The sequence below is a fragment of the Paenibacillus sp. ISL-20 genome (genome assembly GCF_018613005.1).
Classification (GTDB): domain Bacteria; phylum Bacillota; class Bacilli; order Paenibacillales; family Paenibacillaceae; genus Paenibacillus_AQ.
In genome coordinates this window covers 57160-71542 of the sequence record NZ_JAGGRD010000006.1, presented here as the reverse complement: position 1 = coordinate 71542, position 14383 = coordinate 57160, and the positions used below count along the sequence as shown (strand labels likewise).

The window sequence follows — 14383 nt, the reverse complement described above, 5'->3', positions numbered from 1 at the left end:
TTTATTTCCTTCTCTGAACAATTCATGTTCTTACGTGTAGTGACATCTATCTTGCATTCATTAGTTTACCCGTTTCCTAAATTTGTCGGTAGAGTTCAATTACATATAAATTCTCCATATCCTGTCAGGCTGGGTTGTAGCATAATAGCCGATATAAATGTTTAATTATGAAACGCTTGTGTTTGGCAGGCAAGGAGGTTGCAAGATGAAGGAACATGTGGATATCATTAAAAGATCCTGGGATGAATGGTCAGACTCGTGGTATGTAGGATTTCGAACCGAAGAGGTCATAGCCAACATCATTAAACAACCGGGATCCGCATTTCACCCTACAACGCATCCTCAGTGGCTATCGATTTATGCAACGAAATAAAATAATAAGACGACGTTTGACCCGACCTGAGAAGAGCATGGTCTAAAGGACGGGTTATGTCGTTTGAAAGGGACTTTCTATGAGTGATCCGTTCCAGAACCTAGTTTCATATACTCAAGTCTCTCAGGAAAAGTATGGTGCTTCTGCCTCCGCTTTGTTCATCATTCAAGATGGTCATGCCGTAACGGAATGGTATTCTGGACAGCATCATTTTAAGAGCGGTGCATTGCCGGTAACCGGGGATTCTATGTTTAATCTATATTCCATCAGAAAGTCATACGTTGGCATGGCAACGGCCATTGCGGTTACAGAAGGGAGCATCTCCATCGATACGGTTGTCTCTGATATCGTTAAGGATATGCCAACAAGCGATTTAAAAGGAGTGACCATCCGCGATTTAGCAACCAAAACCAATGTCAAGTACTTTGGTCCCCAGCGAATCGAACGCGAGGAAGTTGCAGGAAAACTAATAAAAGCGATAACAGGCAAGACGATCTCTCAATTAATAACAGAACGCGTATTTAAACCACTGGAGCTGAACCATTCGGAGTGGGTGTCTGTGCCGTACGCCAATTTAGTATGTGATTTTCAGGCTGCGGATGGGTATGCATCCATTCGAATAGAAGCCGATGAAGGCCACGATCGGAATTTGTATGCCAGCGCCAAAGATTTGGCGATGTGGGGATACCTGCATTTACATCAGGGAGCCGTTCATAACCAACAACTCATATCCAGTGAAGTATTTCGTTTGATTAACCGATTAAGATCTGACACACAAGATCAACACCGGATATTTGGATGGTATTTTCAAGAAAAATGGTTTTATGCTTCCGGAGCCGCCGGCTGTCATTGCGTAGTTATCCCTGAGTTCAATGCAGTAGGGGTTCGGATGTTGAACAAATATACGGAGAATTATAGTGAAGATCAGACCATGTTTAATGAAACATTTTACGAGTGTTTGGGGTTATATTTCCATGAAAAAGATTAAGCTTGGCATGATCGGTAGCGGCCATGTCAGCAATCGTTATTTTGAACAGGCGGCAATGCTTAAAGGTGTGCAGATTGTAGCAACATACTCCAGACATTTGGAGAATGCGGAGAAGAAGGCTGCGGCATATGGAATTCCGGGGTGGTATGATGATTATCGACTCATGCTGGAACGAGAAGATTTGGATGGTGTAGTGGTTACGACTCCTCATTCCATGCATGCTGAGCCCGTGTTGGCTGCGCTGGAACGGGGATTGCCTGTTCTGAACGAGAAACCGATGGCGACCACATTTGAAGACTGTAAGCGTATGGTTACGCTGGCAGAGGAGAAGGGGCTGATTTTCATGAGCCTGCCTTTTGACTTGAACCCCATCTTTCTAGCTGCTGCCGATTTCATTGATGAGCGATACATTGGAAAAATCACAGGTGCGGAAGCACAACTCTCCCTTCCCGGTCCATGGCGTGATAACTGGTATTATGATAAATCCGTAGCGCATGGAGGTGCGGTACTGGATTGCCTGGCTTATCCTGTTAGCCGTCTGATCGGTTTGTTAGGCCCCGCTACAAGTGTGATGGCTGAAGTCAACACGCTGATTCCCAATCGCATCGTTGGCGATGGTAAGAAGGTGAACAGCGATGTGGATGATAATGCAACCCTTATCCTTCAATTTGCAGGTGGGCAGCATGCCGTTATTCGCTCGTTATGGGGAATGTCCATCAAGCAGAATAATACGCTGATCTACGGACGAAAAGGCACTATAGCTATGAATGACGGTGGATATCCTTTGGTAGTTCACACATTGGGAGACGCTGTTCCAGTTGCGGAGCCAGTTAATTGGCGGGGGAATGATAACTGTTATGTGCCGTATCGTCAAATTGCGGAACAACGTGATGAGAGTGTTATTGCCCATTTTGTTCGCTGCCTTCGTACGGGTGAACAGCCCGTCCAATCTGCGAAACAGCAGCTGCACGTGCACGAGATTCTGTTCGGTGCCTATCAATCTGCGGAATCCGGTGGGCGGTACGCATTGACGACAACTTTTACGCAAGCGGTAAAATTGGACCCGCATATATGGGATACTCGTAGCCGTTTTATATAGGAGGAATTAAAGGCTTCACATTCGGATACATAATCCTGATGCAGGAAAGGACCGGAAAATTGAAATTAAAGTTATTATTCATTCTAATGTTAGCTATCCTTGTTGGTTGTAATAAAGAGGATGGTGGGGTCGTCATAGAAATTCATAAAGAACAGCATATTAAATATTTGGATGAGTACGGATGGAACATTGATAGATTTGGGTCCGAAACAAAATACGCTGCTCATACTTTACAATCCTTTAAGTCGCATGTGAAAGATATTAAAGAATTGGGTCATGTGGACTTGACACCATTTTTGGATAAAGAGGTTATCGAAACAGGATATATTCTGCAAGAAAAAACAATGACGTACAATCAGATTGTTGGATATATACTGGAGTCAGGTAATGGAATTATTGGTGGGTATTTGGTATTTAATCATGAGGCAGAACAAGCTGATGGAACATTACACATCGATCAAAGTGAAATGAATCCTATTCTTCATCGCAGGGAGTTGGGTAGTGATCCGCCTTCGCATAGCAAGACGATGCTATCGGGATAATTTTTTATTTTCCTTAATTGATAAACCGGGGACGTATGCATCGATGTTACCCGATAACAAATATTATTAGAGATCAATCTAAGAACGGAAAGGATGCATTCTACATATGATCGGTTTGATTATTATCGTTATGATAGTCGGCTTGGCCGGGATTATTAGCAATCAGTATTCTGCTCTGAGAAGGATGGAGCGCATGCAGCGATCACTGGATGAGCTTAACATAAGACTACAGGAGATGACTCATCATCCTAAACCGTGATATTGTTTTTAATGAGCGAGGATAGTCTTGCTAACCAGCAGAGAAGGAATGTGCGTATTCGCCTTAATTCAGATCAATGTGGGAGTATGAGATGAACCCTTTTAAACATTCAAAAAAAGAAATCAGAACGAAGTTTGAGATCGATTTGCTGCACCAGGCACAAGCCAAAGAACCTACGAAACCACCCCATCCTTGGCGTCACGAGGTTATTATTCCGGCTGCGGGGTGCATTGCGTACGGATGGGATGCCGATGAGAACCTTGTTCTGATCAGCAGCTCCGGTTACAGCATTACACAGGCCAGGTCCGGGAACCGACTGCACAGAGACCAGGATCCTAATGTAACGGATGATCATATTAGCGATAATTACTTGAGTTTTCGTATTCCGCAGAACGAACAGGACATTTCTATATTTGGATTTGAGTCTGGAGACGGGATTCATATTACGAACGATGGCTGGTTGCTGGAAGTCATTTACCCCTGGTGGCCAAGGGCTTCCGTAGTCTTGGATCGGGTGTTTGTCCCTAACTATGAATATCTCAAACATGCCGCGATAATCGATTTGAACCGGCTGGATGGGAAAATAAAATGCGGTTTTTCCCCGTCCGGTCAACATTTCGTTATTCTGGGGTCTGGTGGTGCGCTCTTGTACTCGAGGGAGTAGTTGCTTGGAGTGACTATACATTGATAGCATTAGAGAGAGGTCATCATGTCTAAACAAAGTCTTAGAGATTTGATCTATGTGAATGGGAAGGAACAACATAACCTGTACTTTTATTCCTACGGCATTGAATTTTATGAATTTATGTCATGTGTAAGTAACCGACCGGAGAATTTGATTCTTCTTAAACACAAGTTCGAAGATGCCCAGTGGAGTATCCATTCCAGATTAGATTATGTGACATCTCAAGAACTTGATGGATTAGTGGAAGATAGCGTATACGATTATGGAGATTTTTGCTGGGTTGATTTTGATAGGGAAGAAGATCTGGTCAAATTAACCAAACTACAAATTGCGGAATTATTAACCTTCGCTCATTTTGCCGAGCCCTTACATGAAATACCGAAAGCTAGGTTTGCTTACTACGCGCATGATGATGGATGGTTCAATAAGCTGTATGTATCTGACCTTGAGGATTATAAGACTCTGTTGTCTAGGGTCATCGTGTCCAAATTACATAGATTAACACGTCGGAAAATGGAAGACCTTCCAGATGACATAGCCGCCATGCTTCTGGAATCGACTAAGGAAGGCTTATTCATCGATTTCTCGAAAATCGTTAAAAGCAAAGCGAGTATAAGCGTACCTGTTACTGCCGTAGGGCATTACTTGGATATGGATAAGGTATATGAATTTAGAGATGAAATCACTGAGTACCAGATTTGGTTAACTTACTCGAACAGGAAATGGAGTTTTGTCAAAGTAAACTGACATGAAGATGAACAGAAGCCAATCGAAGATAAGACCAGAAGCTTAACATAAGAGCAACCGATGCAGAAGGGGGATCCATTTCAAATGATTAAATACAATATTTGTTTTGTTCAGCGCGGTGATGAGGTTTTATTGTTGAATCGTAAATCCCCGCCCTGGATGGGGTGCTGGAATGGCGTGGGAGGCAAGCTGGAGGCGAACGAAACCCCACGAGACTCGATGTTACGTGAAATGGAAGAAGAGACACATCTACAAGACTATAGTCTAACTTTTAAAGGCGTAGTAACTTGGTCTGTCAACGGTTCTATTACGGGTGGGATGTATTTATATCTAGCAGAGGTATCTGAGGATTACATCTACCATACTCCAATCACGACAGCTGAAGGCATATTGGATTGGAAACCCGTTAAATGGATAACGAACGATGCGAATGTTGGAATTGCAGCCAATATACCGGGTTCGCTCGAACTTATCTTGCATGATCCCAATTGCTATGATCATCGCTGTACATATAAGGACGGTAAGCTTGTCGAACAAACCCCGATTCAGATCAGTGCCTTGATTGAAACGGATGAAGCGATGAGGGAGGCGTTGTTGAAGCCGTATCGGGAAGAGGGAGTTACGATTTAATCTCATTAGAAAAAAATACTCAAACACCACATGACCCGACTTAGATAGGAAATATCTTAGGCCGGGTTTTGCTTTCAGTATGAGGAGCTCTGGAACTCACTGGCAGAGTGAAATAGAATCCTAAAGGTGTTGAACGGATTGAAAAAGGTTGTTACCCCAATAATCATTGTCGTAGAAGTATTAGAATGAAGTAGACGATGAGAACTTTAAGATGATGCTATTACCGTTTAAAGGAGGTGCTGCCTTGTCAGCCATGGACAGTCTTTGTTCCCACTTGCAAACTGCTGCAGCGAATTTCGGCCTGACTGAAGTTATGCCAAAGATCTTAAGCCGTGGAGGAAATATCATCATTCATTTGGCCCCTCATCCGATCGTTGCTCGGGTTGCTGCGTTCACACCCGACCAAGATCCCCATATCGGCAAGAAACTAGAACAAGAGCTGCGCGTAGCTTCTCATCTTCACGAGGAGGGAGTTCCAGTGCTGCTGCCTGTGCATCTCTCGCAAGAAGGTCCAGTTGAGCTGGAGGGGTACTGGATGACGTTCTGGGAGTACGTCCCTCAAACAGCACTTCCTTTCCCTTCACCGAGCGAAGCGGTCAACATAGTAAATACATTGACCCTTGCCATGGGACAATATACCGGAGAACTCCCTATTCTGGGTGTATGGGACAGGACCCAACAATCGGTTACGCGATTAAGCGATCACCCAGATGATCAGATACAACGATTACTCCACAAGTTTTATGAAGTAGATCAAGAGATGCGTTCAGAATCCCTGCTGTTAATCCCCAGTCATGGTGATGCGCATGCCCGCAATTTAATGCCGAGCCCCAGAGGTTGGCTCTGGACGGATTTTGAAGATGTATCCTTGATGCCTCGTTACTGGGATCTGGCTTCATTTGTGGCAAATCTGGCTTTATTTAAAGGGGAGCAGGAGCCAACATTCCGGTTTATGATAAGCCGTCCCGACATTGTGGCAGACCGGGATGCCTTTGGATTTGCACTGTCCGCCCGCATATTAATGTCTACACTTGGCAACGTGGATTACGCCATTGCAGGTCATGGGGATATGGAATTCGCCTGTTCACAATTGGAACTTGCAGGGGAGTTCATCTACCGTGTGGAGCATATTTGTAAGGGGCCTTAAGTCAGACGAAGCTTGGTTAAGGATTCTGAAATCCAAGGAGATTATCAGCATAATGGGCAAATTTATTGAAAAGGCGTTAGTCCCCATATCCTTTGGACTCTTACTGGCAGTGATCTGGCTGCCTATCGGAATTATATTCTACATGAACCATCTGGCTGGCGGCTTTACTTTGAAATACATCTTGCACTTTTTACTCGGCTTGCCCCTAATAGCCGTTTTGATCGGGGTGATTTGCCTTCGAAAGAAATTGGGGTATCATATATTTTCCGTTTCCTTTCTATTGATGACTCTGTTGATTACTGTGCTTATGCCTATAATCGCAGAATCCTAATCATACTCATTCGCGCAGAAGCTTCAGGAGAGGTTTCAAGTGTGGAAAGTGTTGAGCTGCGCGTGGATCATATCGAAGTTATGAGCGAATAATACGAAGCCATCCGGAAGATTCGGGTGATCGATACGAAGAATGGTTCCGGAATAACGAGAATTCATATGAACCAGTCGTATTTACACAAGAGAACCTCCTAATTGGAGGTTTTTTTGGTTCCCTCCTGGGCACATATCATCTATTATAGGGGGAAGGAAAATTTTTCTATCTAGAATTGGGTTATAAATACTCGCATAAAAACATGCATTGTTCATAGGAGGGGATAAGGTTGAAGGACACAAGCTTGTATTTTTACAATGAGCTATCGGAAACATATCACCTGATATTTAAGAATTGGCCTGAAACGGTTCAATGGCAGGGGGCTTTCTTCGATAAGTTTATTCGTTCGTTATACGCAGAGGGCCATGAGGGTCCGATCGATCTCCTGGATGCATCATGTGGGATAGGAACACAGGCTTTGGGATTAGCGCAGCATGATTTTACTGTAACGGCAACAGATATTAGCCCCAATTCGGTTGAGCGAGCGAAGAGGGAAGCTGACAAGTTTGGGGTACATGTTCGTTTTGGAGTCGCGGATTTCAGGACGCTGGATAAGGATGTTCCTGGACAATTCGATGTCGTTTTGTCTGCTGACAATGCTGTTCCCCACCTACTGGACGACCAAGAATTAAGCGTGGCTTGCCGGAACTTCTATGAGAAGCTTAGAGACAAGGGGCTACTGATTATATCGATGAGGGACTATGACGAGATTCTGCAGAATCGACAGCGCTCCACGTTGCCCCGAGTTATGGATGAAGGAAAACGTATCGTTTTTCAAGTCTGGGATTGGGCTGAAGCTGGCAATCACTATATAACCAACCAATTTATTATGCAAGAGCTTGATGGGTCATGGAAGACTCAAGTCAACAGCACATCCTATAGAGCTTTATTGAGAACGGAATTAAGTGCAATATTGGAGGAAGCGGGATTCACCGATATCAGATGGCATATGCCTTCGGAATCGGGTTTCTATCAGCCGATCTTGACGGCAAGGAAATTATGAATGAATTCCACCTGGGTAAAATGAGTTCCTTCAATTGCCTTAGTATATGAGGAGGAGTTATGGATGGCAAAATTAACAGGTCACGAACAAGTCGTGGAGTATCTTCACCATCTTGAGCATCCATTAAAGGCTGAAATTGAGGAAGTAAGAAGCTTCATATTAAGCGTCGATGATCAGATAACCGAGCAGATCAAATGGAATGCACCCAGCTTCTGCGTTCAGGGCGAAGACCGGATCACTTTAAATTTACAAGGGAAAGGCTTCTTTCGCATCATTTTTCATTGTGGGCCAAAAGTTCAAACTCATGACATCAAGGGAGCCATGCCTGAGGATACTCTATTGGAATGGGCCTCTAATGATCGGGCAATCGTGAAGATTTATAATTTAAACGATCTGGAGGAGAAGAAAGAACAATTAAAAGAAGTCATCGTTAGATGGATTGAAGTGACGAGTAAGGGTTAATCAGGTAAGTGAAGGGGTGAATCAGTTGAACAAAGTGATAGATTATTATAATGCCTTCGATGAATGGGGGCGCTTGGATAGGGAGCCCATTGAATTTATCGTCAATTTGCATCATATCTTGAGTATGCTGCCTGAGAAAGGTCATGTGCTGGATAACGGTGCGGGACCTGGGAAGTATTCGATGGAATTAGCGAAGAACGGTTACGATGTGACCTTAACAGACCTTACGCCAAGATTAGTCGAGATTGCGGCTGCTAAAGCCGAAGAATTCAAGTTAACAGGCCAGTTCAAGGGGTTTCACCGTGCCAATGCCAACGATCTTAGCCTATTTCAAGATGAGTTGTTTGACGGTGCACTTATGATGGGACCGTTATACCATTTACAGACAGAATCGGATCGGTCTACGGCTGTCCGAGAATTGAATCGTGTTACCCGAGCAGGCGGTTATGTATTTGTGGCATTCATGACTCGAATTCGGCATCTGATGACATCATTATCATTTCCGGAACAATGGAAACCGAATGATAATATCAGCAGCATTAAGGAATTTGTTAGGACCGGGATATTCAATCATAACGATGAAGGAAGATTTACCGGTGCGTATTATTATAACTTGGAGGACGTTAAGCCGTTCATGGAATCGCATGGCTTCGAGACGATCAAATTGATAGGTTCGTCAAGTATAGCAGGTTCCTTCAAGGCAGAGCAGTTCGATTATTGGCGGTCCCGTGGGGAAGAGGAATTCCAAGAAGTCATGAACCTGATCTACCAGGAAGCGGAGAACCCAAGCATTTTGGGGGTCTCATCTCATTTATTGTATATTGGGCAGAAACGATAAGGGTTATGAACAAAGTAATCAGAAGAATGGTTGCAATATTGGTACTGGTTCTCATCATTTTAGCAGTTACCTGCCCCAATGAGGCCGATTACAACAGATGGTTGTCGAAGGAATATGGAATTATGTGCGTAAACACAGGGATAGATAATAAATGTAGTAAATCCGGGAAGGACATCCGGTTTAAGTCAGGGCATATAAAACATGCTGCCATTTATATGGGAGTCGAACAAATATATACGGAAGATAACAAGGATTATCAATTACGAGCGATTGGCATTCTAAATACTTTTTTTAAATACTAGACTCTACACAAATAATAAAAATTGCAGGGAAACAGGGGATAATGACATACCATGAACAACATGATCGTTCACGAAGTTTCCGACCTGGGTGCAGTAGACATCACCGAGCTCCTGACTGAAAGCAAGGAAGAAGGATTCAGGAATATCCATAGGCTAGTGAATGAATATAAAGAGGGTATCAATACGTTTCAGCATGAAGCTGAAGCCTTGTTTGAATGTCGAGTTGGTCATAGAGTCATTGGCATTTGCGGGTTAAATCGTGATCCGCATTCTGACGGAAGCATCGGCAGGATCCGCAGACTGTATGTGTTAAAGGAATTTCGGCGTCATGGAGCCGGGAGAAAGTTGGTCAAAGCGGTAATTCATATGGCGAGCAGCCATTATACTAAACTCGTCTTGAAAACGGACAATCCCAAGGCAGCTGAATTTTATAAGAATTTAGGTTTTAAGGAAAATGCGGATGATGAACTAGTCACGCATGAACTTGAGTTATGATGTAATCACTAATGTCCCGCCTCGATCTGATAGAGAGCTTTCAACGGTTAGGAAAGGCTACCCTAAAGGCAGCCTTCCTTACCCCTCGTATGCTTGTTGCAACGTCTGCATATCGATTTTTGATTTCGTTTGAAGCAAAGCCTTCATGACTCGTTCCGATTTTGCCGGATCGGGGTCGGTTATCATTTCGCTTAAGTTAGCCGGGACGATCTGCCACGATACACCAAACTTGTCTTTCAACCAACCGCATACTTGTGCTCTCTCGTCACCGCCTTCAGCTAGCATCTCCCAATAATAGTCCAGTTCTTCTTGTGTCTCGCAATGAACAATAAATGAAATGGCTTCGTTGAATTTGAAATGCGGACCGCCATTTAAGGCAACAAAATGTTGGCCTTCCAGCAGGAATTCCACAGTCATGATCGCACCTTCGGCAAACTCATGATTGTCATTCTTCTCTGTACCGTAACGCGTGATTCGTTCGATCTGCGAATTTTTAAAAATAGAGACATAATGCTGGGCTGCTTCCTCGGCTTGGTGATCAAACCACAAGTTTGGCGAAATCTTTTGGACCCTATTCTTCATAATTTCAACTCCTTCATCACAGGTAATAGAATGTAATGCAATCGTATCATATCCTTCTTATTATGATTTCTCACCGATTGCGATTTTTTCCTGCCTCTTATGGGTTCACATAACAATGCAGTTAGGAAATTGTGCGATGGTTGCAGGATAACCGATGTCTCATGTGAAATCCATTAGGTTATAGACGATGGAAGAAAACAATAGGCGACTGGGGTGACTAGTGATGATTGAGGTGCTATTGCGAGATGTGTTCGAAGATGATCTTGCCATATTTTTTGAGCAACAACTAGACCCGGAGGCAAACTACATGGCGGCTTTTACAGCGAAAGATCCTTCGGATAAGGCAGCTTTTGATTCGAATTGGGCCAAAATCTTAGGCGATGAGACCATCATCAAGAAAACCGTTTTATATGAGGGACAAGTAGCCGGGCAGATTTTATTCTTCGAACATATGGGTCAGCCCGAAGTTAGCTACTGGATAGGGCGCGAATATTGGGGGAAAGGCATAGCGACGAGAGCCCTTTCGTTATTTATCAGAGATATCAAAACCCGTCCATTGTATGCACGCGCAGTTAAAGATCATATCGCCTCGATTCGGATCCTGGGAAAAAACGGCTTCATCATCTGGGGGGAAGATAAGGGCTATGCCCATGCTCGTGGTGAAGAAGTGGAAGAATATATTATGAAGCTATCTTTTTAGAATAACGGAGGTTAAAACATTGAGTGGAGGTCATTTCATAATAACGGGAACCTCGAGAGGAATCGGCGAGCAGTTGGCCCACATGCTTCTAGAGAAGGGCCATGTCGTGCATGGGGTCGCGAGAGGAACGTCCGAGAGATTGAGCAGCTATCCAAAATACAGTCACCATGTATATAATCTGAGCGATACGTTGGGTCTGGAGGAGCTTGTGGATAGAGTGTTTGACGAGATTGATGCCGATCATGCGGATATGATCTGCCTTATCAATAATGCGTCCATGCTTGAACCACTGAAGGCCATTGAACTATGCGATGCGATAGATATTCATATGAATGTGCAAATCAGTCTGATTGCGCCGATGATCTTAACGTCCTGCTTCATCAAGAAAACGGAGGGGCTCTCCATTCGAAAGAAAATCATCAACATCTCTTCTGGCTCCGGAACATATCCAGCACCTACGATGAGCGTATACTGCACAGCGAAGGCCGGGATCAATATGTTTACGCAGAGTGTTGGGACCGAGAAAAGGAACCGGCAGAACCCGGTGGAGATCATTGCGGTCAATCCTGGAATGGTGGACACGGATATGCAAAGAATGGCCAGAGGGAAAAATGAGCAGGAGTTTGAAATGGCCAAAGCCTTCGCCCATGCGCATGAGTCTGGACAGCTGCTATCTACAGAGGAAATCGGGGCGCATCTGCTACATATCATCGACAAGGATTTTGAACCCGGAAGCATTGTGAATTATAACGAAATCTAAGGGGCCTTGTCTTGTGAAAATTGAAGTATATCTTATCTATCGGGGGCTGTTGTCATGATGATGCCAACACATATGTCGCTGTAGGCGGCGTGGTTGAGAATGAACGCGGTGAAATATTGTTGGTGAAGGACCGTAACGGGTGGGTTTTTCCAAGTGGGCAGGTGGAAGCCGGAGTTTGAAATTAAGCTGAGACGGAATATATAAGGGCTGCGTAATGGTTTATCATGTATCGAAAGGAATATTCACATGGAAGAAGTTATTGTAACACCGTACAATCCGGACTGGAAAGACGAGTTTGAACGGGGAAAAGCTGAAATTGAGTCAGCACTGAAGGGACTTGATTTCCATATCGAACATATCGGGAGCACGTCTGTGATGGGTTTAGGATCGAAACCGATCATTGATATGATGGCTGGTGTTTTGAGTTTAACTCTAGTAAATGAACAATATATAGAGAATCTGGCCAGGATCGGGTATGAATATGTGTTTAAACCGGAGTTTCCGGAGCGACTCTTCTTTCGTAGAGGGCAATGGCGGGCGGGGACCCATCATCTTCATGTTTACAAGTATCAAGGCCAACAGTGGAACGACCAGATTTTATTCAGGGAGTATTTAAAAAACCATCCGGATACAAGGGATCAGTATTCTACCTTAAAAAAAGTTCTTGAGAGTCAATATAAACATGACCGCGTGGCCTATACCAACGGCAAGGCTGATTTCATTCGTGAAGTGATCCATAAGGCAAGGCTTGATACGGACGGAGTTAGTTAGGAATCTTGATGCTGGAAGGAAGTAAAGATGATGTCCGAATATTACTGGGATTCTAAAATCGAATATTTGAGAAATACCAGATGGTTATATTACAACGATGATTATTTGGAGTTTCTAGTGAAGAACGTCTGGAAATTGAATGCCCCCGTTAACATTGTGGATTATGGTTGTGGCTATGGGTATCTTGGAGTGAAGCTTCTCCCGCTATTACCCGAAGGGTCAACCTATACAGGTATAGACAAAGGTGAAGATTTGATCAAGGAAGCAAGAGAGGTGTTTGATAAGCTGCCCTATTCCGCTGAATTCATTCAAGGAGATATTGAGGACATGTTTGTGCATCGTCAGTATGACGTTGCGATCTGCCATGCATTTTTATTACATATGGCAAACCCTCGGATGATTCTTCAAAAAATGATCGATAGTGTACTGGACGGTGGCCGAGTCATTTGTTTTGAGCCCCATTGGATTGCTAATACGGCAAATTATGGCTTTGATGAAATCCAGCATTCTGAAGTTGTCCCTCTAGGCATATTACAGAAATTGTATGAAGAGAGCGCCAAAGATAGCGGAAAAGACGGAAACATCGGCATGAAGCTCCCGATATTCCTAAGTCAACTGGGATTACGGAATGTGGAGTGCCGAGTCAGTGACAAAGTGAATTTTTTGGACCAGAATATGGAGGCTGCAGAGAAAGATCGGCTTTTTCAGTCCTTGAAGGAAGAAGGCATTGGGCAGGAACTCGAGGATTCGGTTAAGGTAGTGGAGCAGTTGGTACAGAGAGGTCTATCAGTGGAAGAAGCACAAGCCCAATATGCCGCCGAACTTAAGCTGTTTCAGGTGTTTGATAGCGATTCGTGGTTAGCTTACGCACCGAATATGAAGATTTCTTTTGGCACGGTTAGTCGAGAATAAACGACCTAAGGAGCCCTATGAAAATTGGATTGGTAAGACATTTTAAAGTTATACATGAACTCGATAGAAAATGGATGACGTCCAATCAGTTTAATGCTTGGGTGGAAGCTTACAATAACGCTGAAATTGAACAATCGGACCTGGACTATGGTTTTTCGGAGTGGAACGTATGTATATCCAGTGATTTATCCCGAGCCATTCAGACGGCAGAAACGATATATACAGGCACTATCATCGCAACGAATCGGTTAAGAGAGATTGAGGTCCAATCGATTCATCCTTTGGGAAATCTAAAGCTTCATTACCATATGTGGTTGCTGATGGGGCGTTTGGCTTGGTATTTGTCTCACGGCTCACAAGCGGAGCGGAGAAGCGAGACACGGGAGCGAGCTGGGCATATCATCGATTGGATCGAAGAACGTTACCATAATCGCAACGTATTAGTGGTTAGTCACGGTGCATTCATGAAAGTGCTGACTCAGGAATTGTCCAAAAGAGGTTACCGAGGATAGGGATTTGTACAACCCAGGAATGGTGCCATGTATATTTTTGAAAAATAAGCGGGTAAATCAAAGAGAGCCTTGGGTTCTCTTTTTCTGTTGAAGTGTACTGCAGCCCATCCAGGTTGAATTATGATGCCGGATACGGTACCATCATTGCACTA

19 protein-coding genes are annotated in these 14383 nt (G+C 43.9%); 18 read left to right on the top strand and 1 reads right to left on the bottom strand.

From position 1 onward, the window contains the following. Positions 1–205 precede the first annotated feature (205 nt). The 13 genes from J7E85_RS04595 (at position 206) to J7E85_RS04535 (ending at position 9994) form a co-directional block, all read left to right on the top strand. Positions 206–373 (top strand): hypothetical protein, encoded by a 168-nt coding sequence (locus J7E85_RS04595; RefSeq protein ID WP_215155468.1) that lies wholly within the window; start codon positions 206–208, stop codon positions 371–373. Between the two features lie 79 nt (positions 374–452). After that, positions 453–1361: a serine hydrolase domain-containing protein gene (locus J7E85_RS04590; RefSeq protein WP_215155466.1), complete on the top strand. Its 909-nt coding sequence runs from the start codon at positions 453–455 to the stop codon at positions 1359–1361. Further along, a complete protein-coding gene (locus J7E85_RS04585; RefSeq protein WP_215155464.1) occupies positions 1348–2460 on the top strand; it encodes a Gfo/Idh/MocA family protein in 1113 nt (370 codons plus the stop codon). Before J7E85_RS04590 ends, J7E85_RS04585 begins: the two co-directional genes overlap by 14 nt. Before the next feature lie 38 nt (positions 2461–2498). After that, complete coding sequence (locus J7E85_RS04580) at positions 2499–3002, top strand: DUF4830 domain-containing protein (protein ID WP_251035473.1); 504 nt, start codon at positions 2499–2501, stop codon at positions 3000–3002. Positions 3003–3108: 106 nt separating this feature from the next. Continuing rightward, positions 3109–3261: a hypothetical protein gene (locus J7E85_RS04575; RefSeq protein WP_215155462.1), complete on the top strand. Its 153-nt coding sequence runs from the start codon at positions 3109–3111 to the stop codon at positions 3259–3261. Between the two features lie 91 nt (positions 3262–3352). Continuing rightward, complete coding sequence (locus tag J7E85_RS04570) at positions 3353–3925, top strand: hypothetical protein (RefSeq protein ID WP_215155454.1); 573 nt, start codon at positions 3353–3355, stop codon at positions 3923–3925. 45 nt (positions 3926–3970) lie between these two features. Further along, positions 3971–4693, top strand: a complete 723-nt coding sequence (locus tag J7E85_RS04565) for a hypothetical protein (RefSeq protein ID WP_215155452.1) — start codon at positions 3971–3973, stop codon at positions 4691–4693. An 84-nt stretch (positions 4694–4777) separates the two neighbouring features. Beyond that, the gene (locus tag J7E85_RS04560; RefSeq protein ID WP_215155450.1) at positions 4778–5323 is read left to right on the top strand and encodes an NUDIX hydrolase; all 546 of its coding nucleotides are present in this window, start codon (positions 4778–4780) and stop codon (positions 5321–5323) included. Positions 5324–5576: 253 nt separating this feature from the next. Next, the gene (locus J7E85_RS04555; protein WP_215155644.1) at positions 5577–6470 is read left to right on the top strand and encodes a phosphotransferase; all 894 of its coding nucleotides are present in this window, start codon (positions 5577–5579) and stop codon (positions 6468–6470) included. A gap of 653 nt (positions 6471–7123) precedes the next feature. After that, the gene (locus J7E85_RS04550) at positions 7124–7897 is read left to right on the top strand and encodes a class I SAM-dependent methyltransferase (protein ID WP_215155448.1); all 774 of its coding nucleotides are present in this window, start codon (positions 7124–7126) and stop codon (positions 7895–7897) included. A 63-nt stretch (positions 7898–7960) separates the two neighbouring features. After that, positions 7961–8359 (top strand): DUF1801 domain-containing protein, encoded by a 399-nt coding sequence (locus tag J7E85_RS04545; RefSeq protein ID WP_076325220.1) that lies wholly within the window; start codon positions 7961–7963, stop codon positions 8357–8359. Between the two features lie 25 nt (positions 8360–8384). Beyond that, complete coding sequence (locus J7E85_RS04540; RefSeq protein WP_215155446.1) at positions 8385–9197, top strand: class I SAM-dependent methyltransferase; 813 nt, start codon at positions 8385–8387, stop codon at positions 9195–9197. 353 nt (positions 9198–9550) lie between these two features. Next, positions 9551–9994 carry a GNAT family N-acetyltransferase gene (locus J7E85_RS04535; protein WP_251035472.1) on the top strand — a complete coding sequence of 148 codons (444 nt, stop codon included), beginning with the start codon at positions 9551–9553 and terminating at the stop codon, positions 9992–9994. Positions 9995–10072: 78 nt separating this feature from the next. On the opposite strand, the gene J7E85_RS04530 is transcribed toward J7E85_RS04535, so the two are convergent. Further along, a complete protein-coding gene (locus J7E85_RS04530) occupies positions 10073–10576 on the bottom strand; it encodes a VOC family protein (protein WP_215155445.1) in 504 nt (167 codons plus the stop codon). A gap of 223 nt (positions 10577–10799) precedes the next feature. Here J7E85_RS04530 and J7E85_RS04525 point away from each other — a divergent pair, with 223 nt between their 5' ends. From J7E85_RS04525 to J7E85_RS04500, 5 genes are all read left to right on the top strand, one after another. After that, on the top strand, positions 10800–11276 hold the full coding sequence (locus J7E85_RS04525) for a GNAT family N-acetyltransferase (RefSeq protein ID WP_215155442.1): 477 nt from the start codon (positions 10800–10802) through the stop codon (positions 11274–11276). Positions 11277–11295: 19 nt separating this feature from the next. Beyond that, positions 11296–12036, top strand: coding sequence for an SDR family NAD(P)-dependent oxidoreductase (locus tag J7E85_RS04520; RefSeq protein ID WP_215155441.1), 741 nt, complete (start codon positions 11296–11298; stop codon positions 12034–12036). Positions 12037–12282: 246 nt separating this feature from the next. Beyond that, positions 12283–12807, top strand: a complete 525-nt coding sequence (locus tag J7E85_RS04510; RefSeq protein WP_215155434.1) for a GrpB family protein — start codon at positions 12283–12285, stop codon at positions 12805–12807. 30 nt (positions 12808–12837) lie between these two features. Further along, positions 12838–13719 (top strand): class I SAM-dependent methyltransferase, encoded by an 882-nt coding sequence (locus J7E85_RS04505; RefSeq protein ID WP_215155640.1) that lies wholly within the window; start codon positions 12838–12840, stop codon positions 13717–13719. Positions 13720–13793: 74 nt separating this feature from the next. Next, positions 13794–14231, top strand: a complete 438-nt coding sequence (locus J7E85_RS04500; protein ID WP_251035471.1) for a histidine phosphatase family protein — start codon at positions 13794–13796, stop codon at positions 14229–14231. Positions 14232–14383 lie beyond the last annotated feature (152 nt).

Excerpts from the sequence above, each read along its gene's own strand:
- J7E85_RS04595 (WP_215155468.1), top strand. The coding sequence starts at position 206 with ATGAAGGAACATGTGGATATCATTAAAAGATCCTGGGATGAATGGTCA.
- J7E85_RS04590 (WP_215155466.1), top strand. The coding sequence starts at position 453 with ATGAGTGATCCGTTCCAGAACCTAGTTTCATATACTCAAGTCTCTCAG.
- J7E85_RS04585 (WP_215155464.1), top strand. The coding sequence starts at position 1,348 with ATGAAAAAGATTAAGCTTGGCATGATCGGTAGCGGCCATGTCAGCAAT.
- J7E85_RS04580 (WP_251035473.1), top strand. The coding sequence starts at position 2,499 with ATGCAGGAAAGGACCGGAAAATTGAAATTAAAGTTATTATTCATTCTA.
- J7E85_RS04575 (WP_215155462.1), top strand. The coding sequence starts at position 3,109 with ATGATCGGTTTGATTATTATCGTTATGATAGTCGGCTTGGCCGGGATT.
- J7E85_RS04570 (WP_215155454.1), top strand. The coding sequence starts at position 3,353 with ATGAACCCTTTTAAACATTCAAAAAAAGAAATCAGAACGAAGTTTGAG.
- J7E85_RS04565 (WP_215155452.1), top strand. The coding sequence starts at position 3,971 with ATGTCTAAACAAAGTCTTAGAGATTTGATCTATGTGAATGGGAAGGAA.
- J7E85_RS04560 (WP_215155450.1), top strand. The coding sequence starts at position 4,778 with ATGATTAAATACAATATTTGTTTTGTTCAGCGCGGTGATGAGGTTTTA.
- J7E85_RS04555 (WP_215155644.1), top strand. The coding sequence starts at position 5,577 with ATGGACAGTCTTTGTTCCCACTTGCAAACTGCTGCAGCGAATTTCGGC.
- J7E85_RS04545 (WP_076325220.1), top strand. The coding sequence starts at position 7,961 with ATGGCAAAATTAACAGGTCACGAACAAGTCGTGGAGTATCTTCACCAT.
- J7E85_RS04535 (WP_251035472.1), top strand. The coding sequence starts at position 9,551 with ATGAACAACATGATCGTTCACGAAGTTTCCGACCTGGGTGCAGTAGAC.
- J7E85_RS04530 (WP_215155445.1), bottom strand. The coding sequence starts at position 10,576 with ATGAAGAATAGGGTCCAAAAGATTTCGCCAAACTTGTGGTTTGATCAC.
- J7E85_RS04525 (WP_215155442.1), top strand. The coding sequence starts at position 10,800 with ATGATTGAGGTGCTATTGCGAGATGTGTTCGAAGATGATCTTGCCATA.
- J7E85_RS04510 (WP_215155434.1), top strand. The coding sequence starts at position 12,283 with ATGGAAGAAGTTATTGTAACACCGTACAATCCGGACTGGAAAGACGAG.
- J7E85_RS04505 (WP_215155640.1), top strand. The coding sequence starts at position 12,838 with ATGTCCGAATATTACTGGGATTCTAAAATCGAATATTTGAGAAATACC.
- J7E85_RS04500 (WP_251035471.1), top strand. The coding sequence starts at position 13,794 with ATGACGTCCAATCAGTTTAATGCTTGGGTGGAAGCTTACAATAACGCT.